At 48.4% G+C, this 25,006-nt stretch carries 18 protein-coding genes; 9 read left to right on the plus strand and 9 right to left on the minus strand.

The window, feature by feature from the left end; all coding sequences use genetic code 11:
• Nucleotides 1–156: 156 nt before the first annotated feature.
• Nucleotides 157–1,575: a membrane-bound lytic murein transglycosylase MltF gene (gene mltF, locus ACYVIC_RS09910; protein WP_460859504.1), complete on the minus strand. Its 1,419-nt coding sequence runs from the start codon at nt 1,573–1,575 to the stop codon at nt 157–159.
• Nucleotides 1,576–1,740: 165 nt separating this feature from the next.
• Here mltF and purL point away from each other — a divergent pair, with 165 nt between their 5' ends.
• A complete protein-coding gene (gene purL / locus ACYVIC_RS09915; RefSeq protein ID WP_460859508.1) occupies nt 1,741–5,634 on the plus strand; it encodes a phosphoribosylformylglycinamidine synthase in 3,894 nt (1,297 codons plus the stop codon).
• 69 nt (nt 5,635–5,703) lie between these two features.
• On the opposite strand, the gene ACYVIC_RS09920 is transcribed toward purL, so the two are convergent.
• The 7 genes from ACYVIC_RS09920 to ACYVIC_RS09950 form a co-directional block, all read right to left on the minus strand.
• Entirely contained in the window at nt 5,704–6,822 is a 1,119-nt protein-coding gene (locus ACYVIC_RS09920; protein ID WP_460859510.1) for a GGDEF domain-containing protein, read from the minus strand.
• A 51-nt stretch (nt 6,823–6,873) separates the two neighbouring features.
• Complete coding sequence (locus ACYVIC_RS09925) at nt 6,874–7,791, minus strand: histone deacetylase family protein (protein WP_460859512.1); 918 nt, start codon at nt 7,789–7,791, stop codon at nt 6,874–6,876.
• A complete protein-coding gene (locus ACYVIC_RS09930; RefSeq protein WP_460859514.1) occupies nt 7,791–9,647 on the minus strand; it encodes a GNAT family N-acetyltransferase in 1,857 nt (618 codons plus the stop codon). Before ACYVIC_RS09930 ends, ACYVIC_RS09925 begins: the two co-directional genes overlap by 1 nt.
• Before the next feature lie 94 nt (nt 9,648–9,741).
• Complete coding sequence (locus ACYVIC_RS09935) at nt 9,742–10,440, minus strand: OmpW/AlkL family protein (protein ID WP_460859515.1); 699 nt, start codon at nt 10,438–10,440, stop codon at nt 9,742–9,744.
• A 132-nt stretch (nt 10,441–10,572) separates the two neighbouring features.
• Nucleotides 10,573–11,982: a DUF3300 domain-containing protein gene (locus ACYVIC_RS09940; RefSeq protein WP_460859517.1), complete on the minus strand. Its 1,410-nt coding sequence runs from the start codon at nt 11,980–11,982 to the stop codon at nt 10,573–10,575.
• Between the two features lie 163 nt (nt 11,983–12,145).
• A complete protein-coding gene (gene olsF, locus ACYVIC_RS09945) occupies nt 12,146–13,858 on the minus strand; it encodes a bifunctional ornithine lipid synthase OlsF (protein ID WP_460859519.1) in 1,713 nt (570 codons plus the stop codon).
• Between the two features lie 92 nt (nt 13,859–13,950).
• Entirely contained in the window at nt 13,951–14,736 is a 786-nt protein-coding gene (locus ACYVIC_RS09950; protein ID WP_460859521.1) for a UDP-2,3-diacylglucosamine diphosphatase, read from the minus strand.
• An 88-nt stretch (nt 14,737–14,824) separates the two neighbouring features.
• Here ACYVIC_RS09950 and ACYVIC_RS09955 point away from each other — a divergent pair, with 88 nt between their 5' ends.
• Both ACYVIC_RS09955 and ACYVIC_RS09960 read left to right on the plus strand, forming a co-directional pair.
• A complete protein-coding gene (locus ACYVIC_RS09955; protein WP_460859522.1) occupies nt 14,825–15,745 on the plus strand; it encodes a 2-hydroxyacid dehydrogenase in 921 nt (306 codons plus the stop codon).
• A 1-nt stretch (nt 15,746) separates the two neighbouring features.
• Nucleotides 15,747–16,337 carry a GNAT family N-acetyltransferase gene (locus tag ACYVIC_RS09960; RefSeq protein ID WP_460859524.1) on the plus strand — a complete coding sequence of 197 codons (591 nt, stop codon included), beginning with the start codon at nt 15,747–15,749 and terminating at the stop codon, nt 16,335–16,337.
• A gap of 326 nt (nt 16,338–16,663) precedes the next feature.
• On the opposite strand, the gene ACYVIC_RS09965 is transcribed toward ACYVIC_RS09960, so the two are convergent.
• Nucleotides 16,664–19,162 carry a penicillin-binding protein 1A gene (locus ACYVIC_RS09965; RefSeq protein WP_460859525.1) on the minus strand — a complete coding sequence of 833 codons (2,499 nt, stop codon included), beginning with the start codon at nt 19,160–19,162 and terminating at the stop codon, nt 16,664–16,666.
• 280 nt (nt 19,163–19,442) lie between these two features.
• Between ACYVIC_RS09965 and ACYVIC_RS09970 the strand changes: the two genes are divergently transcribed.
• From ACYVIC_RS09970 to aroK, 6 genes are all read left to right on the plus strand, one after another.
• Nucleotides 19,443–20,522, plus strand: coding sequence for a pilus assembly protein PilM (locus ACYVIC_RS09970; protein ID WP_460859526.1), 1,080 nt, complete (start codon nt 19,443–19,445; stop codon nt 20,520–20,522).
• The gene (locus ACYVIC_RS09975) at nt 20,510–21,106 is read left to right on the plus strand and encodes a PilN domain-containing protein (protein WP_460859528.1); all 597 of its coding nucleotides are present in this window, start codon (nt 20,510–20,512) and stop codon (nt 21,104–21,106) included. The genes ACYVIC_RS09970 and ACYVIC_RS09975 overlap by 13 nt, the downstream gene beginning before the upstream one ends.
• Nucleotides 21,103–21,702, plus strand: a complete 600-nt coding sequence (locus ACYVIC_RS09980; protein WP_460859530.1) for a type IV pilus inner membrane component PilO — start codon at nt 21,103–21,105, stop codon at nt 21,700–21,702. Before ACYVIC_RS09975 ends, ACYVIC_RS09980 begins: the two co-directional genes overlap by 4 nt.
• A gap of 14 nt (nt 21,703–21,716) precedes the next feature.
• Entirely contained in the window at nt 21,717–22,235 is a 519-nt protein-coding gene (locus tag ACYVIC_RS09985) for a pilus assembly protein PilP (protein WP_460859532.1), read from the plus strand.
• Nucleotides 22,236–22,253: 18 nt separating this feature from the next.
• A complete protein-coding gene (locus ACYVIC_RS09990; protein WP_460859533.1) occupies nt 22,254–24,320 on the plus strand; it encodes a type IV pilus secretin PilQ in 2,067 nt (688 codons plus the stop codon).
• A gap of 159 nt (nt 24,321–24,479) precedes the next feature.
• Nucleotides 24,480–24,998 carry a shikimate kinase AroK gene (gene aroK / locus ACYVIC_RS09995; protein ID WP_460859535.1) on the plus strand — a complete coding sequence of 173 codons (519 nt, stop codon included), beginning with the start codon at nt 24,480–24,482 and terminating at the stop codon, nt 24,996–24,998.
• The last annotated feature ends 8 nt before the right edge of the window (nt 24,999–25,006 follow it).

The following is a 25,006-nucleotide window of genomic DNA, read 5'->3' on the forward strand; positions in this document are numbered from 1 at the left end:
TAATGCGCCTGCGCCCCGAGGCGACGTCTAGCAGACGGCGACGTGTTTTTGAGCGCTGGGGTTTCTTCCGTTTTAACATGTCACACCTGTTTTGTTTAGCTATTGCCTACTATGGGTGTGAACGCCGCGGCTTTCAAGAGTCAGCTATGGCTGCTGCTATTGCGACTCTGGCAAGTTTTCTGTACTGGCTTGTTCTGATAAGCGCTGTTTTTGCTGCTGCAGGCGGATGTCTGCCTGCTGACGCTCATCTACCCACAGTAAGGTGTCATAGTAGCGGCGGATATTCTCAACATAAGTCACTGCCTCATCGCCGCGGGCATAGCCATATTTAGTGGTTTGGTAGACACTTTTTTGCCGCAGTAGAGGCAAGCGCTGCTTTACATCCAGCCATTTATCCGGATCTGCGCCCTGCTTTTGGGTAATAATGCGTGCATCCTCAACATGGCCCCAGCCAACATTATACGACGCCAAGGCAAACCAGAGTCGGTCTGGCATGGCAATGCGCTCAGGTATGCGCGTAACCAACCGGTGCAGATAGCGGCTACCACCCTGAATACTTTGTTCAGGGTCTAGCCGGCTACGAATGCCCATTTGTTGAGCTGTGGGTAGCGTCAGCATCATCAAGCCACGCACGCCGGTAGGGCTTTTTGCTCTGGGGTCCCAATGAGATTCCTGGTAGCTTAATGCTGCCAGTAAACGCCAATCTAATTCACCGGCGTATTGCACAAACCAGGGCTTAAATTCTGGCAGCGTTTGTTCGATGGCATCAATGTAGGTTAGGGTATCGACATAATCGAAGGTCTGAATATGGCCAAAGTACTTATCTTCCAGTGTTACAAGCTCGCTGCTCTGGTACATGGCGCCAAAAAACTCTATCAGCACGACGTAAAGTGAATCATCGGCATTGTTTGCCAGTAGCCAGCTTACCGGCAGATTGTCGCGCACGGTAAACGCAATACTCAGGTTAGGATAAAAGCGGCGGTTTAGTGCCAGTTGGTTTGAATCTGTAACGGTATAGCTTATATTACCGTCTACTACTTGCTGCAAAATCTCATCGGCGTCCAATGTCGGATGCTGTTGCCATTGTAAGTCGGGATGATCAAGACTAAGTTGTTGCAGCGTCTCGGCGTGACTGCTGTCTTTTACTACCATAACAGTGTCAGTAAGCTCGTCCAGTTTTCTGGGCCAGGTGTTGCCTTGCTTAAATACCAGCACCTCGTTAATCCAACGATACGCAGGTGACGCACGGTAACGGCTTTTGCGTAATTCGGTTTGTGTTAAGCCACCGGCAATATAATCTACCTGACCTGCGTCAAGCTTTTGCAGCAATTCGTTCAGATGATAACTGGGGTAAAGCTCAAGTTTTACGCCGAGTTTATCTGCCAGTGCCTGGCTGAGTTCCAGCTCAAAACCCACCGGGCCATCTACACCAACATAGTAGCTGGTAGGGCCATGCAAAATGCCGACCTTAATGCTGTCGCGTTGATATATATCGTAAAGCTGGCTTGTTTCGGGCGCCGGGGTACAACCGGTTAACCACAGTAGCCAGCAAAACCAAAAGCTGATTCTGTGCATTCACTCTAACCTGCTACGCTATGTTCTGCGCTGTTATAACAAACTTCTGTCGTGCCGTCAGTGTTTACTCATACCACTTAGGCAGAAATTTCTTTATAATGGCGCGCCAATCAGGGGTTCCAACCCCAGGTTTCAATTTGACAAACCCACGGGAAAAGAAAGCCTATGTTGATCCTGCGTGGTGCGCCAGCACTGTCCGAATTCAGAATTCAAAAGTTACTCGACCAATGCGCCCAAAGTGGCTTAACCATCAGCGGTATTTATGCTGAGTTTATGCACTTTGCTGATGTCAGCAGCGCATTGACTGACGCACAAAAGCAAACGCTGGACAAACTGTTAACTTATGGTCCGGCTATCGCCAGCCACGAGCCTCACGGCCAGTTAATTCTTGTTACGCCACGGCCGGGCACCATTTCGCCCTGGTCATCTAAAGCGACAGATATTGCCCGCAACTGTGGTTTAACGCCGGTGTCGCGTTTAGAACGCGGTATGGCTTACTACGTGGAATCGGCAACGGCACTGAATGCTGCTCAATTAGCACAGGTTGCGGCCTTACTGCATGACCGCATGATGGAAGCGGTGTTTACCGAACTGACGCAGGCGCAGGCTTTGTTTGCCAAAGCTGAACCGGCACCGCTTAGTTCGGTTGATATTATCAATGGTGGTCGTACCGCACTGGCCAACGCCAACATTGAGATGGGCCTGGCGCTGGCCGATGATGAAATAGATTATCTGTTTGATAATTTTACTGCGCTCGGTCGCAACCCGAACGACATCGAATTGTATATGTTTGCCCAGGCAAACTCTGAGCATTGCCGGCACAAAATTTTTAACGCTGACTGGACTATCGATGGTGTTAAACAGCCAAAATCGCTGTTTAAAATGATTAAAAATACCTTCGAGCAAACACCGGACTATGTGTTGTCAGCCTATAAAGACAACGCAGCGGTAATGGAAGGTTCTACCGCAGGGCGCTTTTTTGCCCAGCCGGGTAACCTGACCTATCAGTATCATCATGAGCCTATTCATGTGTTGATGAAGGTAGAAACGCACAACCACCCAACGGCTATTTCACCATATCCGGGCGCGGCTACCGGCTCCGGCGGTGAAATTCGCGACGAAGGTGCTACCGGTGTTGGCTCCAAACCTAAAGCCGGTTTAGTCGGCTTTTCGGTGTCGAACTTACGTATTCCGGGCTTTGAACAGCCGTGGGAAACCGATTTTGGCAAGCCAGATCGTATTGTGTCTGCACTGGACATTATGCTGGAAGGTCCGCTGGGCGGCGCGGCCTTTAACAACGAATTCGGCCGGCCGGCGATTAACGGTTATTTCCGTACTTATGAAGAAAAAGTAGCCAGCCATAACGGCGACGAAGTACGCGGTTACCATAAGCCGATTATGTTGGCCGGTGGTTTAGGCAATATCCGTGCTGATCATGTACAAAAAGGCGATTTGCCAGTAGGTGCTAAATTAGTGGTACTGGGCGGCCCGGCGATGAATATCGGCCTGGGTGGCGGTGCGGCATCTTCAATGGCATCGGGGCAATCGGCAGAAGATTTAGATTTTGCCTCAGTGCAACGTGAAAACCCGGAAATTGAACGCCGCTGTCAGGAAGTAATCGACCGCTGCTGGCAGCTAGGTAAAGATAACCCTATCGTGTTTATCCACGATGTTGGCGCCGGCGGTTTATCCAATGCCTTCCCTGAGTTGGTAAACGACGGTGGCGTAGGCGGTAAGTTTGAACTGCGTAATGTGCCGAACGATGAGCCTGGCATGTCGCCGCTGCAAATTTGGTGCAACGAGTCACAAGAGCGCTATGTGATGGCGATACCGGCGGATAAAATGCCGGTGTTCGAGCAAATTTGTCAGCGCGAGCGCGCGCCTTTTGCCGTAGTGGGTGAAGCCACAGCAGAGCAGCATTTAACCCTGACAGACACCCACTTTGGCAGCACACCGATTGATCTGCCGTTAAACGTGTTACTGGGTAAAGCACCAAAAATGCACCGCGATGTGCAAAGCGCACAAACCGCAGGTAAAGCGTTGGATTTAACCGGCGTAACGCTAAAAGACGCCGCAGAGCGCTTACTGCGCTTACCGGCGATTGCAGAAAAAACTTTTTTGGTGACCATTGGCGATCGCTCTGTTACCGGCCTGGTAGCACGCGACCAAATGGTTGGCCCCTGGCAGGTGCCGGTAGCTAACTGTGGTGTTACCGCAGCCAGTTATGATACTTACCATGGTGAAGCCATGGCCATGGGCGAGCGCACGCCGGTGGCGTTGCTGGATTTTGCTGCCTCAGCGCGCCTGGCCGTGGCGGAAGCCATTACTAACATCGCTGCGACTGATATTGGCGAATTAAAACGGGTTAAATTATCGGCAAACTGGATGGCCGCTGCTGGTCATCCGGGTGAAGACGCCGGTTTATATGCTGCGGTGAAAGCCATAGGTGAAGAGCTGTGTCCGGCACTTGAAGTGACTATTCCGGTGGGTAAAGACTCAATGTCGATGAAAACCAAGTGGCAGCAAAACGGTGCTGAACATGCAGTTACCTCGCCGTTGTCGTTGGTGATCACCGCTTTTGCCCGGGTAGAAGATATCCGCAAAACGGTCACGCCACAGCTGCGCACCGATAAGGGCGACACCAGCTTATTGTTAATCGACTTAGGCCAGGGCCAGAACCGTTTGGGCGCGTCCTGTTTAGCGCAAGTTTATAAGCAACTGGGCCAAACGCCAGTCGATTTAGACAGCCCGCAACTGTTAATTAACTTCTTTAATGCGCTGCAACAGTTAACGCGCGAGCAAAAACTGCTGGCCTACCATGACCGCTCAGACGGTGGTTTATTTGTTACCCTGGCCGAAATGGCATTTGCTGGTAAAGCCGGTGTGCGTGTCGATATAAGTAGCCTGGGCGCTGATGATATGGCGGTGCTTTACAGCGAAGAGCCGGGCGCGGTGATCCAGATAAGCAACAGCGAACTTGAGTATGTGCAGCAAGTGCTGGCGCAGCATCAATTGGCCGCTTGCAGCCATGTTATCGGCAGCGTAAGCACTGCAGACGAGTTGGTGTTCAGCCGTGGCGATAAGCTGGTGTTAAGCGATAGCCGTACCCGTTTACGCTGTATCTGGGCGGAAACAACTTACCAAATGCAGGCGCTACGGGATAACCCGGAAGGGGCTAAACAGGAGTTTGCTGCTAAAGCCGATGCTGCTGACCCTGGTTTAAACGTTAAGCTTAGCTTTGATTTAAACGAAGATGTTGCCGCGCCGTTTATCCTTAAAGGTGCCGCACCTAAAGTGGCTATTTTGCGCGAGCAGGGCGTTAACTCGCATGTTGAGATGGCAGCAGCGTTTAACCGTGCCGGTTTTACTGCTGTTGACGTACATATGAGCGATATTTTAGCCGGTCGTGCGAAGCTGGCTGACTTTAACGGCTTAGTCGCTTGTGGCGGTTTCTCGTACGGTGACGTATTGGGTGCCGGCGAAGGCTGGGCTAAATCAGTGCTGTTTAACGACATTGCGAGGCAGCAGTTTGCCGAGTTTTTTGCGCGCCAAAGCACCTTCTCGCTGGGGGTGTGTAACGGCTGTCAGATGATGTCTAACTTAAAGAGCCTGATACCGGGCGCGGAGTTGTGGCCACATTTTGTACGCAATAAATCTGAGCGTTTTGAAGCCCGTTTCAGCCAGGTTGAAATTCAGCAAAGCCCGTCGCTGTTGTTTAGCGGTATGGCCGGTTCACGCATGCCTATCGCCGTTTCGCACGGTGAAGGCCATGCCGAATTTGCCAGCAACGAAGCTTTTATGAAGGCCAACCACAGCGGCACGGTAGCGATGCGTTTTATTGATCACTACGGCAAGGTGACCGAGCAATATCCGCATAACCCGAATGGCTCTGCCGCCGGTATCACGTCGTTAACCACCACCGATGGCCGGGTAACGATTATGATGCCGCACCCGGAGCGGGTATTCCGTGCCGTAGCCAATTCATGGCAGCCGGATGGCTGGCAGGAAGACAGCCCATGGATGCGGATGTTCCGTAACGCCCGTGTCTGGCTGGGTTAACGCCGTTAACTGATGTTGAAAAAACCTGCTGCGGCAGGTTTTTTTATTGCAGCAATTTACAAAGCAGTGTCAGACCAGTAGCGGGCTTTTCTGTGGGTTGAGCAAGCGTTGCTGCGCCTGATTACGTCCGTGTTGTTTGGCGTGATACAGCAGTTCATCAGCTTGTTGCATCAATTCACCAGAACTGATTAACTGCGCCGGGTAACACAGTGTTACCACGCCGATTGACGCAGTAACTACAGTAAAAGGTGATGTGGCATGAGGTATGGCTAAAGCGACCAGTTGCTCTGGCAACAGCAGTAGTATGGTTGGTTGTGTGGCTGGATGCTGCTCAATCAGAATGAATTCTTCGCCACCAAAGCGTACTACAGTTAAATCCGGGTTGGCGGATAATAACCGGGCTATTTGCACCAACACCAGATCACCGTCCAAATGGCCGTAGTGGTCGTTATAGCGTTTAAAGTAATCTATATCTAGCAGACCTAATGATAACTGTTGCCCAGTGGGGAGATCTGTTAGTTTTTGCATTAAACGCTGCTCAAAGCTGCGCCGGTTTAATAAGCCGGTTAACTGGTCGGTTTCAGCTTTTTGTTGCTCTAAGCGCACCGCTTTAAACTGGCTGCGCAGCAACTTATCAAATTGGCGCTGCCAGTTCAGACACAAACTTATACTAATTAATAGGTAAAAAATGCCCCAGCCGGTATCCGTGCTGGTGCAATGCTTAATAAATAGCAGGTTGCTGAGTAATAGCAGCCAGAGCAGCAACTTCTGTTGTAAATTAAAAATCGGCATAGCAGCTATGGCAAACGCCACTAGCATGGGGCCGCCTTCACCTAGTTTGCCAAAGTATTGCCCCGCGGCATAAAAGGTAAAGGCAAGTAACGTCACTACGATTGCGCTTACCGCCAGCCAGCCTTGCAGCCAGGTCTCGCCACTCAGGCGGTTCGAATAGCCTGCATACAGCAATATGACTACTGCAGCCAAAAAACGGGCCAGATTATTCATGCTATGCCAGTTGTCGCCCAGCAGGATATCGGTAGCGCTGAAGATCAACATCAGGCCAATAAAAACCAGTGCTAAACGTTTAGTGCTACTACGGGTTTTAAACGCCAGATACTGGCGAAACTCAGCCTCGCTGGTTGTGTCGAGGTAGGATAAAGCCGGAAACACACGTTTTATCAGCCGCATATAAGCAAAATTGTCTGGCAAATATCATAAGCATAGCAGCTTAACGCTTTGTTACATCAGCCCTTTTAAAAATGCGACCACACTGCGCCCCAGTGCACTTAGGGCATAACCGCCTTCCAGCGTAGCTACGATACGGCCAGCACAGTGCTGATCAGCCAGTTGTTTTAACTGCTGTGCTAACCAGTGGTAATCCTCTTCGGTGAGCAGAAATTGCGCCATATCATCTTCACGGTGGCCGTCAAAGCCGGCTGATACCAGTATCAGCTGAGGTTTAAAGGCGTTAATGCGTGGTAACCAGTGCTGTAAAATTTGCTCACGCCAGATAGCGGGTTTGCATAAAGCCGGCAATGGCAGATTCTCGATATTCTCGCCAGATGGCGTCTCGCCGGTATTCGGATAAAGCGGATATTGAAACGATGAGCAAAATAGCACCCGCTCGTCACCGGCAAAGATATCTTCGGTGCCATTACCATGGTGGACATCAAAATCGACTATTGCTACGCGTTCAAGGCCATGTTGCTCAAGCGCATGCAAGGCTGCTATGGCAATATTGTTAAAGATGCAAAAACCCATGGCCTGATCTCGGGTTGCATGGTGGCCTGGTGGCCGCACACTACAAAATGCTTGCTGATTAACCTGCTGCAGTACTAAATCTACGGCATTAATACCGGCACCAGCGGCATGTAGGGCGGCGGTAAGGCTGTGCTGCATCATCTGCGTGTCCGGGTCTAACCAGATATGGCCATCTTCGGGCGTTTTGGCAAAAATCTCATCGACATATAGGTTACTGTGGGCGCGGTATATTGCACTTTTATCAGCGGGTATAGCGTCGCGTTGCTGCACAACAAATTCTAATCCAGAGCGGATCAGCTGATCATTTATCGCACTTAACCGTGCCGGTTGCTCAGGGTGGTCGTCTCCGGCTAAATGGCGGTAGCAACTGGGGTGACTAAATAAAGTAATAGCCATTAGCTGGTTTCCCCAATATGAGTGGAACGTGGCAAGTGCAACTGTAAATACACTTCGGTTGGATCATCGCCCGGCAAACGGCCAAAACCGGCTTTTTGGAATACTGCCAGCATGGCTTTATTCTCGGCGCGGACAAAAGCGACCATGCTGGTTAAACCACGCATTTCAGCGACAGTGATCAACTCTTGCAATAAGCGTTTGGCCATACCTTTACCCTGATATTTCTCCCGTGTAACAAAAGCCACTTCGCAGCCAGTGCCATTGCTGAGCAGGTAGTAACGACCTACGGCCTGAATTTGCACTGCTGAGCCTTTTTGTTTCACGATACACAGCGCCAAATCTTTAGATTGGTCAACGCCAACCAGGGTACAGGACTTCTCGCGGCTCATTTGGGTAGGCACCGCGCTGTAACGTAGTTGCAGGGTTTCTTTGGTATGTGAGTAAAAAAACTCCTGCAAACGGCGCTCGTCTGACGGGTTTAGTGGCCTCAGGTCAAACTCTTCACCGTCGATATGCAGCTCTTTAAAGCCAACGCTGCCAAGCTCGGGCACTTCGGTTGGGGTATGCAACTGATAATGTGGTACCCAGAAATGCTGGCGAATTTGCTCCAGTAATTGTTGGCGAAACTTCGGGTGCGCTACGCGGATAAGCTCGAGTGCACGTTCACGAATGCTTTTGCCGCGCAGTGACGCCACACCAAATTCGGTCACCACATAATGCACGTGGCCGCGCGAGGTCACCACCCCAGCCCCCTGCGTCAGATGAGCAACAATACGTGATACCGTGCCGTTTTTCGCGGTGCTGGGCATCGCAATGATGGGTTTACCGCCGCTGCTCATCGATGCGCCACGGCTAAAGTCGACCTGACCGCCAATACCACTGTAAAAAAGATGGCCGATAGAGTCAGAGACAATCTGGCCGGTTAAATCAACTTCGATGGCGCTGTTTATCGACACCATATTGTCGTTGCGGGCAATATTTGCCGGCGAGTTTACGTATTCGCTGGGGTAAAAACCCATATGCGGGTTACAGTGCACAAAGTCATACAACGCCTTACTACCTACGCAAAAACTGGCTACGGTTTTGCCCGGGTGAAAGGTTTTTTTGCGGTTAGTAACCACACCTTTCTTAATCAGCTCCATCATCGAATCTGTGATCATTTCACTGTGAATGCCCAGGTCTTTATGGTTGCCCAGATATCGCAGCACAGCATCACACATCTTGCCGACGCCAATTTGAATAGTAGCACCATCGTCTACCAGCAAAGACACATACTGACCAACCCGCTCGGTCACTGCATCCAGTTTTACTGCCGGCATTTGGGCTATGGGCTGCTCGGCATAATAATAAGCACTGATCTGGTTTTTATGAATAAAAGCCTGGCCATAAGTAATTGGCATGGAGGGGTTAACCTGAGCAATGACCTTTTTTGCCGCTTTGGCGGCGGCAGACACAATATCAACCGACACGCCAAGAGAGTGGTAACCGTGCTCGTCAGCGGGGCTGACCATAATTAGCGCCGCGTCCAGTGGCAAAATACCGTCACTGAATAACGACGGTATATCTGACATAAAACAGGGGGTGTAATCGGCGCGGCCTTCGGCAACCGCCCGGCGCACCTGCTCACCGCCAATAAATAATGCGTTCACTTTAAACAGTTGCTGGTGCTCTGGCTCAGCCCATTTGTTATCTGACAACGAATATACCTGCACAATTTCAATATCATGCAACTGCTTGGCGTTGTTAATTAAATCGTCTATCAGCCGCGTTGGCGTAGCAGCATGTGAACCGATAAACAGGCGGTCGCCTGATTTTAGCAACTGTTGCCAGTTCAGTTTGTCGATATTTGTGCTCATAACCCGCCAGGCTTATTTTGCTGTCTGTTGAGTGTAAACAAAAAGGCGACCGTGTTGCAGTCGCCTTTAGTCTTAATTTAAAACCCGGTTAGGCTTATAAGGTCCAGCGTAGACCAATCATTGCCACGTAGGGGTCAATGTTGACGTTTACGCTTTGAATGGTCGCACCATTTACTTGCACCCGGCCTGTGGTGTCGATATCCATTTTACTCAACATCAGGTGTACGCCCAGGCTATCGGTTAATTTGACGTTAACCCCAGCCTGCAGTGCCAGACCAAAAGAGCTTTTCAGTTTCAACCCAACGTTGTCGCTGCTACCTGTTACGTTCAGTGCATCCAGTGCGCCTTCAAGCTGGCCATCTGTTTTTTCATCAAAAAATACCGTGTAGTTCAGACCTACACCAACAAAAGGATCAAAGGTTTGATTTTCTGGCATAAAATGATACTGCGCCAGCAGCGTCGGCGGTAAATGCTTAGTTTTACCTACCTTTAAGCCATCAATAGCCGAGCCTTTTACTTTTATGTCATGGCTAAACGGCGTAGCAGCAATCAGTTGGACTGACCAATTTGGCGTAAACTTGTAGTCAAACGTCAGACCCAGCTGAGTATTGCTGTTAACACCAACGGCAGTTGAACCTGCTGGCAAGCCAGCAACCTGTTCAATCACGTTCAGGCTGGAGCTGCTATCGTCTGGTGCAACAGTAATAGCACCAACGTTAATGGCAAATTCGGCACTGGCCGGAGCCGCCGCCAGTAAAGACGCCAGAGTAAGAATTGATAAGCAGGTTTTCATAGTAATCTCCACAGATAAGGTCTGTGGTAATTGTCCATGTTAACCGGCTAACAATATTGGCCTGGATCAATAAAAAAACGGGGCTTAGATAAAATAAGCCTCATAGTTTGTTTTGTATCAACAAAGTGGTTGTTAATCGATCTGTCTGATGGCTCGTTCTTGTCGTTGCACCGTGACATCACGTTGGGGAGCGCGATGTTCATCCACTGGCATTTGCTGACGGGGCTGCGGGTTTACCCGCATTGGCTCATTTGACTGACGTTTACTTTGTGTTGTGTGATCGCGCTGCATCGGTATTGCTGCAGCATCACGTTGTAGCGCAGCCGCCTGGTGCTGCGACTTTACCGGTTGTTGCACGTTGCGTTGGCGCAATTGTTCTGTGCTGATATGACGTTGCGCCACCGGCTTATCATTATGTTGTAGTTTATCGCTCTGACGAGCATGTTGTTGCAGCTGAGCCCGCTGTTGTTGCTGGCTTTGCTCTGTTGTGCGCATACGCGGCTCGGTTGTTACCGGCCGGTGTTGCCGTGGCAGAGTATGGTCCTGCTGTTGGCGCAAATCGCGGATCCGAACTTGTTCTGCGGTTTTGCGCTGATAGTGCGCTTTATTCTCGCGCACTGTCACGTTGCTGTTACGTTGTTCATGCTGTAGGTATGGATCGGCTTGCAGCTCGCTGGTAGATGGCTGATAACCATAGCCGGCGTTGTAGTGGCGGTTTAATCGCTCATGGCGGTAGTGCACTCCACGGCGATGCTCAGTGTTATGCTGCCAACGGCGGGCATCGCTATAGTGCTTATGCCGTTTCGGATAATAGCGGGGCGGTTTATGGTAATAATGATGATGCACCACCACATGATGGTGCTGCCAGTCGAAAATACCAAAATAGAACCAGGGCCTGACATTAACGCTAACGCCCCAGTAAAACGGACTATTGCGGTAATATACGCCAGCAGTGTGCCAATATACCGGCGGGTGTGACGGCCACCACCAATCGCCATAAACTGTGCGGGTGTCATATACGGGAACGTATATCACTTCTTTGCGCGCAGGCTCTATTACAATCACTTCACGCTCACGTTGCACTACTACCTGCTCGTTATCCTGCAGATTGCCGCTACTGTAGGCTTTTTCACGCAGTTGCTGAATGCTGGCCAGTACCGCCGTTTCATCGGCTAAAAAAGCTTCGCCCAGTTGTTGCGTCCAGTCCAGGTCATTGCTTAGCCGATCCAGCAGTTGCGGAAAAGCCACCAAGGCTTTAACGCTGGGGTCCCAGTTTTTGTCTTCGACGGCGCGCACCGCATTTTCAGCGCTAAGGCCCAGATTGTCTTTGACCCAGCGTGATGCCTGTACAACTTCTAATGGGTAAGTTGTCGCAATCAACACATGGGTGAGTACGGTATCAGGGTACAGCGCCACCGGCGCCAGCATTTGGTCCAGCTCAGCGGCAGACCAGGAATCACTGGCCTGTGTGGCCATGCTTTGGCTTACCAGCAGCACGCACACTGCCAGGGCCTGGCCAAGTTGCAGTATCAGTTTTTTCATCGTGCTATCCTCAGTTTCGCAACCAACAGTTAAGACGTAGCTGTAGGCTTTTTATACACTGTATAGCTTATAGGTGGCTGAGGCTGAATTGAAACTGAACTTTACTGAACCTTTACATAGCAAAAATGGCAGCAAAAGCTGCCAGTTTATGCAACACGGTCAATTACTCCGTGCCAAGATATCGAGCCTTTTTACCTGCTTTAAGCCGGTGTATGTCTACCAATACCAGGCCGTCAACGCAGTTGGCAAAATCCGGGTCGGTGCCAAAGGCAAGAAACTTTACGCCACCGGGTTCACACAGCTCACTGTATTGCTTATACAGTGTCGGCACACTTAGTCCCATATTGGCCAGCAGGTGCTTTAACTGAGTAAAGTCGCTGAGGTAATCCTTACCGCTAAAATGCTGCTGCAGTTCGGTTAATATAGCCTGTGGTAGTTGATATGGCTGTTTTGATACTGCGCTAACATTCTGGTCGCTAAAATACAGGCTATAAAAATACACCATCAGATCGCGCGCCGCTTGCGGGTAGCTGCCGGACAAACTCACGCCGCCGAACAAGTAGCGGATATCCGGATTGCGGCGTAAATAAGCACCGATACCGTACCACAGATATTCCAGGCTGCGTTTGCCCCAGTAGCGGGGTTGGACAAAGCTGCGGCCCAGTTCCAACCCGGCGTCCAGGTAGTGGGTCATGCTGTGATCGAATTGAAATAACGTGGCGGTATACAAACCGGTTTGGCCGTGTTCAGCCAGCACCTTACGGGTATTAGCAAAGCGATAAGCGCCGACAATTTCTAAGTCGTCTCTATCCCATAAAATCAGCTGCTCGTAGTGACTGTCAAAGCGGTCGATATCACGGCGTAAACCGCTACCTTCACCCACCGCCCGAAAAGCAAATTCGCGCAAGCGTCCTATTTCACGCAGGATAGGCGAGCTTTGTTGGTGCTGATACAGATAAATTTGTTTGCCATCGGCAGTTTGGCCCAGCAATTCGCAGCCTTCTACGGCTTTTTTTAGTGCGATGCGATCCTCAGGGTGAGCGATAGCACTTTGCGTCATGAACAGCGCAGGCTTATCTTTTGCCAACCGGTATAAATGCTTTTTGAACAGTTTTACTTTGGCCTGTGTTTCCAGTGCCATATTGGCAAAAGCGTCAAAAGGAATTTGCTCGCCAATGCGCATTTCCAGCTTTTTGCTTTGTTGCTTAAACATTTCTTGTACCAGCAACATCGTTGCCAACGGTTTGTATAGCATCGATGCGCCATAAAACAATGCTGAGTTACGGCCATCAATAAAAATGGGCAGTATCGGCGCTTTAGCGTTGTTGGCAAACCGCAGAAAGCCACTGTGCCATTTGCCATCGCGAATACCGTCCGGACGCAGTCGCGACACTTCACCGGAGGGAAATAGGATCAGTGCACCTTCATTGGCCAAGTGCTGTTGAATATTATCCAGTGCGCGCCGCTCTGTACCACCGCTCATATTATTGACTGGCAATAGCAAGTTATGCAGCGGTCGCAGTGCCATCAACAGCTGGTTTGCTACCACTTTTACATCGGGGCGAATATCACTAACCAGCTTCAACAACGCCAGGCCATCGAGTGAGCCAATAGGGTGGTTGGCAATAATAACCACTCTGCCTGCAGCTGGAATGCGCTCAATTTCATTATCCCGCACTGCGTAGCGGCAATTGAAGTAGTCCAGTACCTGCTCAACAAACTCCAGTCCTTGCAGGTAAGGGTAGCGGTTGGCGAAGTCGATAAAGTCCTGCTCGTGTAATAGCCGGCGCAACGCCCCTTTAACCGGCTTGTATAGCCAGGGCTTATTGGTTAGGCCGGGAAGGTTTTGTGAGAGAACCTGGTCAACACTGATCATATTTAGCTCCGGTAGCACTGCGATAGGCTGGGCTCAGGCTAAGATGGTTGTATGACATTCAGGTGTCGGTTTTATGGCATTTTGCTGAAATTTCAGGCTGCTTTTTTGCCACTGTCAGCAAGCGGCATGGCAGCAATTCTTTCGGCCTTCTCAGTACAATGATATAGCGCCAAACTGCCATCATGCTGTTCAATTAATGCTGTGCAGCTATCTATCCAATCGCCATCATTGCAATAAATAATGCCTTGCTGGAGGCGAATTTCAGGATGGTGAATATGGCCGCATACTACACCATCAAAACCGGCGCGTTTTGCTTTGTTTACAGCCGCATCGCGATAACGGGCAATGGCTTTTTGCGCGCCTGGTACCTTGCTTTTTATATAGGCAGCCAGGCTAAAATAGCCGCCGCCACTGAAGCGACGTAGGCGGTTATACCAGCGATTTAAAAACAGCAGCAAGTCGTACAGGTTGTCACCCAGCCAGGCATGTAACCGGCCAAAGTTAACCTCTTTATCGAATTCGTCGCCGTGCAGCAATAGTAATTTTTTGCCCTGGGCTGTGGTATGGCTGGCGCGCATTGCCACGCGGATATTACCAAAGCTTTTACCGGCATACAGCCGCAATGCTTCGTCATGGTTACCGGGAATATAGACAATTTCCGTGCCTTGCTCGGCTTTATCCAACAGGCAGCGGACGATTTTGTTCTGACCGTTTTTCCAATGCACTTGTTTACGCATTGCCCACAAGTCAACTATATCGCCCAACAGATAGATGGTATCGGCCTGACTTTGCTGCAAGAAGCCAAGCAAATAATCCGCCTGGCAATCTTTGCAACCCAGGTGCACGTCAGATAAAAAAATGGTGCGACAGTTTAGCATCAGTAAGTACCATGTTATCTTTAGCCGCCCTGAGCTTGCTAGCTGGCTATGTCAGAGGTATGACGATTTATTGAAGCTTTGGTGACCTATGAGCCTTGTCCTGATAATTCCCGATAGAAAACTTGAAGACTTACAGCAGCGTTTGCAACACGTGTTACCGGATAGCCAAATAGAGATTTGGCCTGATGTTGCCGACGTTAATGCGGTTGAATTTGCTGTTGTGTGGAAACAGCCAGCCGGCAGTTTGGCAGCGTTGCCAAACTTAAAAGCGATCCAATGTTTTGGTGCCGGTGTCGATGCCATCCTGAATGATCCGACATTGCCGGTTTTACCGGTAGCGCGCATTGTTGACCCTAGTCTGACGCAAACTATGGTGCGATATTTGGACGGTGTGGTGAGCCATTACCGGCTGCGGCTGGATATGTTCAGCGCGGCGCAACAACAAGCATTATGGCAACCAAAAAGTCCGCGACGCATTGCGCAAATTTGTCTGTTGGGTCTGGGGGAGCTAGGCGCCGCAACTGCCGCGCATTTTGTCAACCTGGGGTACACCGTTACCGGCTGGGCCAAAACGGCAAAGTCATTGCCAGGTGTACAATGTCACAGTGGTGCTGAGGGGTTAGCCGCAGCAGTCGAGCAGGCTGATGTAGTAATTTGTTTGTTACCGCTAACACCGGCAACGGAATCTTTGCTTGGCGTGACCTTTTTCCAGCACGTTAAAAAAGGCGCTATTTTTGTAAACGTAGCCCGCGGTGCAATTGTTGATGATGCTGCCCTGATAACTGCGCTTGATGACGGGCAGTTACAAGCGGCTTGTCTGGATGTCTTCCGCCAGGAGCCTTTGCCTGCAGAACACCCATTTTGGCGCCATCCGGCGATATTAATTACGCCGCACGTATCAGCGGTGACAAATGTGACAACGGTAATAGAACAAATTGCTGATAATTATCGGCGCAGCCAATGTGGCAGGCCGTTGCGTCATTCTGTAGATCTGAGTCGGGGGTATTAGTATGTCAGCAACGGTTAACACTGAAGTTACTACCTGGTTTATGCAGTTTGATGCACAGCCGCCATCACATATTGACTGGCCAGAAGGTGTGCAGTTAGTTGAAGCGGAAGTTGCCAGCCCCGAACTGAGCCAGTTTATGTTTAAAACTGTTGGTGGTCCATGGCGCTGGTTCAGCCGTTTAAGCTGGGATTATCAGCAGTGGCGGGACTATCTGACGCAGCAGCAGGTGCGGACCTGGTTGTTATGGGTAAAAGGAACGCCAGCAGGTTATATTGAGTTATTGCAGCATGCTGATCAAAGTGTCGAAATTAAGTTTTTTGGCTTAATGCCACAGTTTATCGGTCAGGGTTTAGGTTTAAAACTTGCGCAGGCAGCCATAATGCAGGCTGCCAGATGGCAAGCAAGTAAAATTTGGTTACATACTTGCAGCGCTGATCATCCTGCTGCGTTGAAAAATTACCAACAAGCTGGTTTTGTTTTAACAGATACAGAACGTAGTATAGAGTCTTTACCCAGACTGAATGATCCTCGTTTACTAACGCCTGAGTTCGTTTATTCAGCGCTAAAGTATCATGTTGAAAATGCTGGTTAAATAAACAGTTATTGTAACTTTGTTACAAGTTAACTACACTCAGTGACAGTTTGGGGAAAGGTAAACCAAGCTGCTAATTAAAATAAAAAAATGCGTTATTGAGGTTAGTTATGAGTAAAGCGTCCAGTCGTGGTTTTGGCTTTACCGCAATCGCCGTTGTAGTGTGTTTAATGGCGTTATCGGCATTTTTAACCAAAGCCGAAGCTTTCTGCATCTTATGCGGATAGCAGTAGTCGATGAGCGTCAATGGAACTGACCAACAAAAACCCCCGTTTACCGGGGGTTTTGTCTATTTGTTTACTCAATGCTATTCGGGTGTTATCTGATTAAAACAACTCAATTTCTTCGATTGCTTGCTCGTCAGGTTTTTTTTGTTGTAGCGCATCAAAGCTGATTTGCTGAATGTCTGCCGTGGCGTACTGGGTTGGTTCAGTACCGGGTTTAAAATATTCAAAGCTACTTTGATGGTCGTTACGGCGGCTGAGCAAGCCGCTTTGCAGATCTATTCGCACTGACGATAACCCAACCGGGACTGTTAACGGCGTTTCTGCTTGGTCACTAAGGGCGTACCGCATAAAATCCAGCCAGGCTGGTAATGCCGTGCGGGCGCCTGATTCTGCACCGGCACTTTGTTGCTGGCCCATATTGGCATGCCAGTTGGTCACACCAAGGCTACGATTAGCATCGTCAAAACCTACCCATACTGTAACCGCCAGCTTGGGCGTAAAACCGGATAGCCAGGTATCTTTAAAGTCGTTAGTAGTGCCTGTTTTTGCCGACAGATCACGCCGCTTCAAACTTTGCAGGCGCCAGGCTGTGCCGTTCCAGCCGGTGTCATGTTGCCAGCTACCACCGCCCCAGACGCCACTTGTCAGTGCATCAGCAATTAAAAACGCATTATGTTCTGATATCACCTGTGGCGCCAATGGTTGTTTATCCAATATTAGCTCGTTATTGTTGTTGTCATCAGCGGTATCAGCTGCTTGCAGCTCATTGAATAGCTGACCGAGCTGTGCCTCGGGATCATCCGCAGTGCTATTAGTTGGTTGTTCAGCAGCCATATCATTGCAAGCATGACAGGCAACAGCAGCATTGTGTTGGTAGACTATTTGGCCATCTTCAGACAACACTTTGTCAATCACAAAAGGGTTGACCAGATAGCCGCCGTTAGCAAACACAGCATAACCAGTGACTAATTCTAGAGGCGTCAGTGAAGCTGAGCCCAAAGACAATGTTTCGTTGCGGGGTAAATCAGAGGCACTAAAACCAAATCGCTGCAAGTGTCTGATAGTATTATCAATGCCGACTCCACGCAGTAAGCGTACCGATACGACGTTTTTCGATTTAGCCAAGGCCTCGCGTATGCGGATTGGCCCATCATAAACTGCCGGAGAGTTTTTTGGCCGCCAGGCGATACCAGCATTGTTGTCCCATTGATGAATAGGCGCGTCGTTCATAATCGACGCTAGCGTATAGTCATGCTCTAACGCAGCTGAATATATGAAAGGCTTAATGTTAGACCCGACCTGACGTTTTGCCTGGGTAACCCGGTTAAATTGGCTTTGACTGAAGCTAAAGCCACCAACCAGCGCTCGCACTGCACCATTGTTAGGGTCCAGTGCGACTATAGCGCTGCTGGCCTGCGGTATCTGAGACAATCGCCAGTTTTCATCGTATTGGCGAACCAAAATATGCATACCAGGCGCCAAAATGCTGAAGGCGGTTTTTGGCGCGGTGCCCTGGCGTTCATCATTGATGAAGGTGCGCGCCCACTTTAGCCCATCCCAGTCCAGGGTAATTTGCGTGTTATCAACAAGGACGGCAGTGACACTTTGTTCGCTGACCGATAGCACAACAGCATGATGCAAGTCTTCTAAGCTATTTTGTTGGCTAAGGTACTGAATAATTTCGTCTGCTGGCAATGGATCTTGCTGAACAAATTCCGGGCCTTTGTCTGTTTCTTCAACCAGAGTTGCCTGCCATAGCTTATGGAGCGGCCCGCGATAGCCATGGCGCTCGTCATAGTTATACAGGTTCTGCTGTAAGGCGGCTTTTGCCGCAGCCTGCTGTTTACTGTGTACAGTGGTATAAACTTGCAAACCCGCAGAGTAGGCAACTTCCTCGCCGAAACGGCCCAACATTTCCTGCCTTACCATTTCGGCGATATAAGGTGCCGATGCGGTAATTTGAGCACCGTGTAATCTGCTGGTTATAGGCGCAGCTATGGCCTGTGCATAAGTTGCTTTGTCGATGACACCGGTATCAAGCATTCTGCCCAGCACTACATTACGCCGTGCTCTGGCGTTGCTAGCCGAGCGCACAGGATTTAACGCCGATGGAGCCTTCGGCAAGCCGGCGATAATGGCAATTTCGTCGACTGTTAGTTCGTGAACGGTTTTGCCAAAATACACCTGAGCCGCAGCGCCAACACCGAAGGAGCGTTGCCCCAGCTCGATCTTGTTCAGATACAGTTCCAGGATTTGGTCTTTTGTCAGCAATTGCTCAATGTGAAAGGCTAAAAAAACCTCTTTAATTTTCCGCATGATTTTTTTCTCTCGGCTAAGAAAGAAGTTGCGGGCTAATTGCTGAGTAATCGTGCTGGCACCCTGACTAAAATCGCCAGACGTAGCGACGACAGAGGCAGCGCGGAAAATGCCGATAATATCTATACCGGGGTGCTCATAAAAACGAGTGTCTTCAACAGCTAAAAAAGCCTCTACTAGTAAAGGAGGCATTTCTGTCAGTTTTAATGGGATCCGGCGTTTTTCACCAAACTGGGAAATAAGCTCGCCGTCGGCTGTAAACACCTGCATGGGCGTTTGCAAACGAACGTCCTGCAAGGTGCTGACATCAGGTAGATCATCTTCTATATAAAAATAGATCCCGCAGATCGTTAATAGACCAAGCAGGATCGAGACCAGACTGAGAATTATAAGTTTTTTAACCCAAGACACTGAATAACCCCAATTTCTACTCCCAATTCTGTTACAACGCTGCTAGTATATATTTATTAGCTTTAGAGTGAACGCTTTTTCTTGCCAAAAATTAGCGACTAAGCTAACAATGAGACAATAATCATAACTATAAAATCGGTCGCAGGAAGCTATGATAAATCGCCTGTTTAGTAAACAAACACCGATAATGGTGGGAATTGACGTTGGTGCACACTCTGTAAAGGCTGTGCTGCTTAGTCAGCATCATGGCGTCTGCAAGGTTGAAGCATTTGCCGTTGAACCCATGGTTAAAGGTGCTATGTCTGATCGCGAGATCCAGGACATTGAAGCTGTCGGTAATGTACTGGCAAAAATTCGCAAAAAGATCCCCCGTACAATTAAATTTGCCGCAACAGCGGTGTCTGGATCTACCGTAATCAGTAAAGTGATCTTTATGGATGTGTCCTTAACTGATGCTGAACTTGAAAGTCAGATTGAAGTTGAAGCAGACACATTAATTCCTTACCCGCTAAACGAAGTAAGTCTTGATTTTGAAAAACAAGACGTTAACGAGGCTGACCCCTCCAAAGTCAACGTTTTGCTTAGCGCCGCCCGAACCGAAAGTATTGAGGCGCGTGTCGCTGCGCTTGATAATGGTAGCTTTACAGCAAAAGTAGTTGATATCGAGAGCCATGCGTTAAGTCGTGCGGCGCAGTTATGTCTGAAACAATTGCCTGATGACGCCGATAAGAAAGTCGTTGCTATGGTAGACATTGGCGCAACCATGACGTTGCTGAGTATCGTTGAAAATGGCAAAACGCTTTATACCCGTGATCAGGCGTTTGGTGGTGACCAATATACCCGCAGCATTTTGTCGTATTACAACAAAAACTACGAAGAAGCCGAATTAGCCAAAGTAAGTGGCGATTTGCCTCCTAACTATACGTTCGAAGTATTAGCACCATTTCAGACCATGTTGTTGCAGCAAGTAAGACGCGGTATTCAGATGTATCTCACCAGCAGTGGTAAAGATGCCGTGGATTATCTGGTTATTTCTGGCGGTACAGCTTTAATAGAGGGCATTGACAAGTTATTGATTGATGAACTTGGTATTCATACTGTCGTTGCAGATCCTTTTAAGTCGATGGAGGTGGCTACTTCAGTCGATCGTGAACAACTTAGCCGCTATGCGCCACAACTTATGGTTGCCAGCGGTCTGGCATTAAGGAGTTTCACGCCATGGCATATATAAACTTACTGCCGTGGCGTGATGCTGCGCGAAAAGAGCGGCAGAAACAGTATCTGACCATTCTGACCGCTACGGCTGTTGTCAGTTTTTTCCTGATATTTATGGTTAACATGCTTTACAGCGCCAGAATTGACGGGCAAACACAGCGTAACCGCTATTTGGAAAATGAAATTAAAGTTTTGGATCAGCGTATTGCTGAAATTCGCACGTTAAATGAGCTGAAGAAAAATTTACAGCAGCGTATGTCGCTTATTTCTCAGTTGCAGGGCAGCCGTAATTTGGGCACACAGATTATGGACGAGATTGCACGTATAGTACCCGCAGGTGTTTATCTTAACCAGCTTGAGAAAAAAGGTACTTCATTACTATTGATTGGAAAAAGTGAATCTAACAATCGTTTGTCGAACATGTTAAGAGAAGCTGAAGAGTCTGAATTACTGTCTACTCCCTACCTTGAATTCATTGAAGCAGGTAAAGACTCAGTTAGTTTGCTGAGTAATTTTAAAATGCATCTTACTGTTAAAGGTTATGAAGCGGTTCAGGGTGATGATAGCCCTGTGACACCTGCCGGTGGGAGAGCAAAATGAATATGAATTTTAACCTGTCAGAGATCGATATTAACGATCTGGATTTGGAGAACATGGGTTCATGGCCGGTTGCGGCAAAGGTTATATTTGCAGTGTTGCTTGCTGTTGCAGTATCTACCTTGAGTTATTTCATGTTAGTCGATAGCAAAATTGATGAACTTGAAGTTGCACAGAAAAAAGAGATTGAGCTGCGCCAGCTATACAGAACACGATATGCATCTGCGGTTAACCTGGATTTGTATAAGCAGCAAATGGTAGAAATGGAACAGACGTTCTCATTTCTATTAAAGCAATTACCCACAACACATGAAACACCAGGTCTTTTGGATGATATAACCTATGTAGGTACAACCAGTGGTCTGACATTTATCCGAATTAACTGGGAGCCTGAAATAGAAAAAGAATTTTATACTGAGCTACCGATAAAAATAGAAGTGATTGGTGACTATCATCAGTTTGGTAACTTTGTAAGCGAAGTGGCAAAATTACCACGAATTGTCAGCTTGCATGATTTTGCCATCCAAACTGAAAAAGATGAGCGTTTGCGTTTTAACGTTGTTGCCAAGACATACAGATACAAAGAGGTGCAACCATGATAAGGAGGTTGTCCTTGATAGTTGCTGCTGTGTTGTTAACTGGCTGTTTTGATGATATCAGTGATGTGCAGAATCATATTGCTGAAGTAAAATCTAATACGCGTGCCAGAGTTGAGCCATTGCCTGAGGTTCAGGAATTCACTCACATTCCTTACAGTGCTCAAGACGCCAGGAGCCCTTTTTCGGCACCAAGGCCAGAAGCGATCCAAGATAGGTTTTTACAGATTCAGGATTGTTTGCATCCTGATCCCAGACGCAGAAAAGAACCTTTGGAAAAGTATGCGTTGGATAACTTAAAAATGCGTGGCACTTTGGGTGAAGTAAGTAAAATCTGGGCGCTTATTGAAGCGTCAGACAGAACGCTACACAAAGTTACGTTAAACAATTATGTCGGCTTGTTCCATGGCAGGGTAATTAGTGTTGAACCAACACACATTGAATTGCTGGAGCTGATTCCGGATGGCGCCGGTTGCTGGAAAGAACGGACGACCATGTTGCAGATGACGGGAACGTCGTCTACTGCAAGAAATTGACAGGTATGCGAGTAGATCATGGATAAAATTATCAAAACAATGTCTGGCAAAATCCAGCGCACTTTACTGTGTTTAGCAACCTTTGCACTGTTTTCAATGCCCGCAACTGCAGTACCGCTATTGTATGATGTGCGGTATAACCCATTGTTAACCGGTGAAACAGAGATCGAATTTATTTTCGATGAGGAGCTCTATACCGATCCGAGCATACAGGTATTTAACGAACCTGCCCGTATTGAGTTATTTTTTAACGAATCAGATTATGAAGAAAAATTAAACGAAGTTCTGATTAATAAAGCTGGCGTTAAGCGGGTAACTTCTGAGTTTGTTGATGATGGCTTTAAAACAATTATTTACCTCGACTATCTGAAAATATATCGTACCAGAGTGCGTGGAAATGTATTTTATATCCACATCTCTGATAACCCGACGTCAGGTGATGTAGGCCAGGCTGCAGATGTAAAACCTACTTACATTAACCGTGTTAATGCAATAGATTTTCGCCGTGGCGATAAAGGCGAAGGGCGCGTGTTAGTGTTCTTGCGTGATAATACCGCCGCTGTTGATGTGTCAGAACGCTTGGGCAAGCTGGAAGTTGAGTTTCACAACACAGACATTCTTGACGAATTACTTTATCAGCTCGATGTAGTCGACTTCGGTACTATTGTTAAAGGCATCGAAACCTTTAAAGAAGGTTCGTCTGCAAGGCTTCTGATAGATACCACGGCTGAGTTTACCTATACGTACCAGCAGATTGATAATATTTTTACGCTGAATATTGAGCGTGATACAACAAACCGCAGTATTCTCGGCGGCGGTAAAGAATATAAAGGCCGCGCTATATCGCTTAACTTTCAGGATATTCCGGTAAGAACCGTATTACAGATTATCGCAGACTATAATGGCTTTAACCTGGTAACCAGTGACTCTGTCAGAGGCAATATAACGCTGCGGCTTGATGGTACTCCTTGGGATCAGGCGCTTGACATAGTTCTACGCGTTAAAGGCCTGGATAAGCGGATGGAAGGTAATATTCTGATGGTTGCGCCAACTGATGAGTTGGCTGCCCGCGAAGCTCGTGAGCTAGAAGCGAAACAGACAGTAGCAGATTTGGAGCCGCTGTATTCAGATTTTCTGACCATCAATTATGCTAAAGCTGCCGATATTGCCCGTTTATTAGGTAACTTTGATGCCAGGATGCTGTCGATACGCGGTTCGGTTAATGTCGATGAGCGTACCAACACTATTTTGATCAAAGATACCGCAGTAAACATTGAAAACGTGCGCAAGCTGATAGAGCGGCTGGACGTGCCGGTGCGGCAAGTATTAATTGAAGCGCGGATGGTTACGGTGCGTGATAGCGTTGCTGATGAGCTGGGTATTCGCTGGGGCTTTACTGACCAGCAAAGTAGTAGTAGCTCTAATCAGGGTACCTCTGGTTCTGCCGGTGGAGCAAATACCATAGCTAATGGCGCTATACCGTCGCTGGATGACCGTTGGAACGTTAACTTCCCGGCTAGCAACGCCGCTGGCAGCATAGCCTTTCATATTGCCCGCCTTGCCGATGGTACTTTACTTGACTTGGAGCTGTCAGCTTTGGAGCAGGAAAACAAGGGCGAAATTATTGCCAGCCCGCGTATTACTACTGCGAACCAAAAAGAAGCGCGTATAGAACAAGGTGTCGAGATACCTTATGTTCAAGCTGCTTCAAGCGGTGCTACCACGGTAGAGTTTAAGAAAGCGGTGCTTAGCTTAACGGTTACCCCGCAAATAACACCGGACAATAAAATTATTATGGATTTGGTAATAACACAAAATACCCGTGGTGAAACGGTGCAAACACCAACTGGGCCGGCAACGGCGATAGATACTCAGCAAATTCAGACACAAGTATTGGTCGATAACGGTGAGACGATAGTGCTGGGTGGCATATACCAGCAACAAATATTATCTACGGTAAACAAAGTCCCGTTTTTTGGTGATATTCCTTATGTTGGTGCTTTGTTCAGGTCAACATTTACGAAAAATGAAAAAAATGAATTACTCATTTTCGTCACGCCGAAAATAATCACTGATGGCTTATAGCTGATATTGGCTCTGCTGATGTACAACAGCAGAGCCAACTAAGAATTCACTTGCCAGCAGCTGACGATTCCTGACATAATTCAGCGCTTCAAATTTTCGTGGGAGCCTTTTGGTCCTGAATGTAATTTTTATCGAGTTAGCTGATTAATAATACGACTTATGGCAGAAAAACGTAATATCTTCCTCGTCGGCCCAATGGGTGCTGGTAAAAGCACAATAGGCCGTCATTTAGCAGACATGCTTCATCTGGAGTTCTACGACTCGGATCAGGAAATCGAGCGGCGCACTGGCGCGGATATCGCCTGGGTATTCGATCTGGAAGGCGAAGAAGGTTTTCGTGTTCGTGAAGAGAATGTTATTCAGGACCTAACCGAGTTGCAGGGTATAGTGCTTGCTACTGGTGGTGGCTCTGTAATAAGCAAAGAGACCCGTAATCGATTATCTGCGCGCGGTATCGTAGTGTATTTGGAAACGCCTATCGAAAAACAGGTAGCCCGTACCCAAAGAGACAAACGCCGGCCTTTATTGCAGACTGAAGAAGCACCAAAAGAAGTTTTGGAGCGACTGGCTGCTGAGCGTAACCCTCTGTATGCCGAAATTGCTGACTTTACCGTACGCACCGATGAACAAAGTGCCAGGGCAGTAGCCAGCCAGATTATCGATCAATTGGGTTTCTAATTTATTTT

It is taken from the genome of Rheinheimera gaetbuli, from assembly GCF_054781935.1.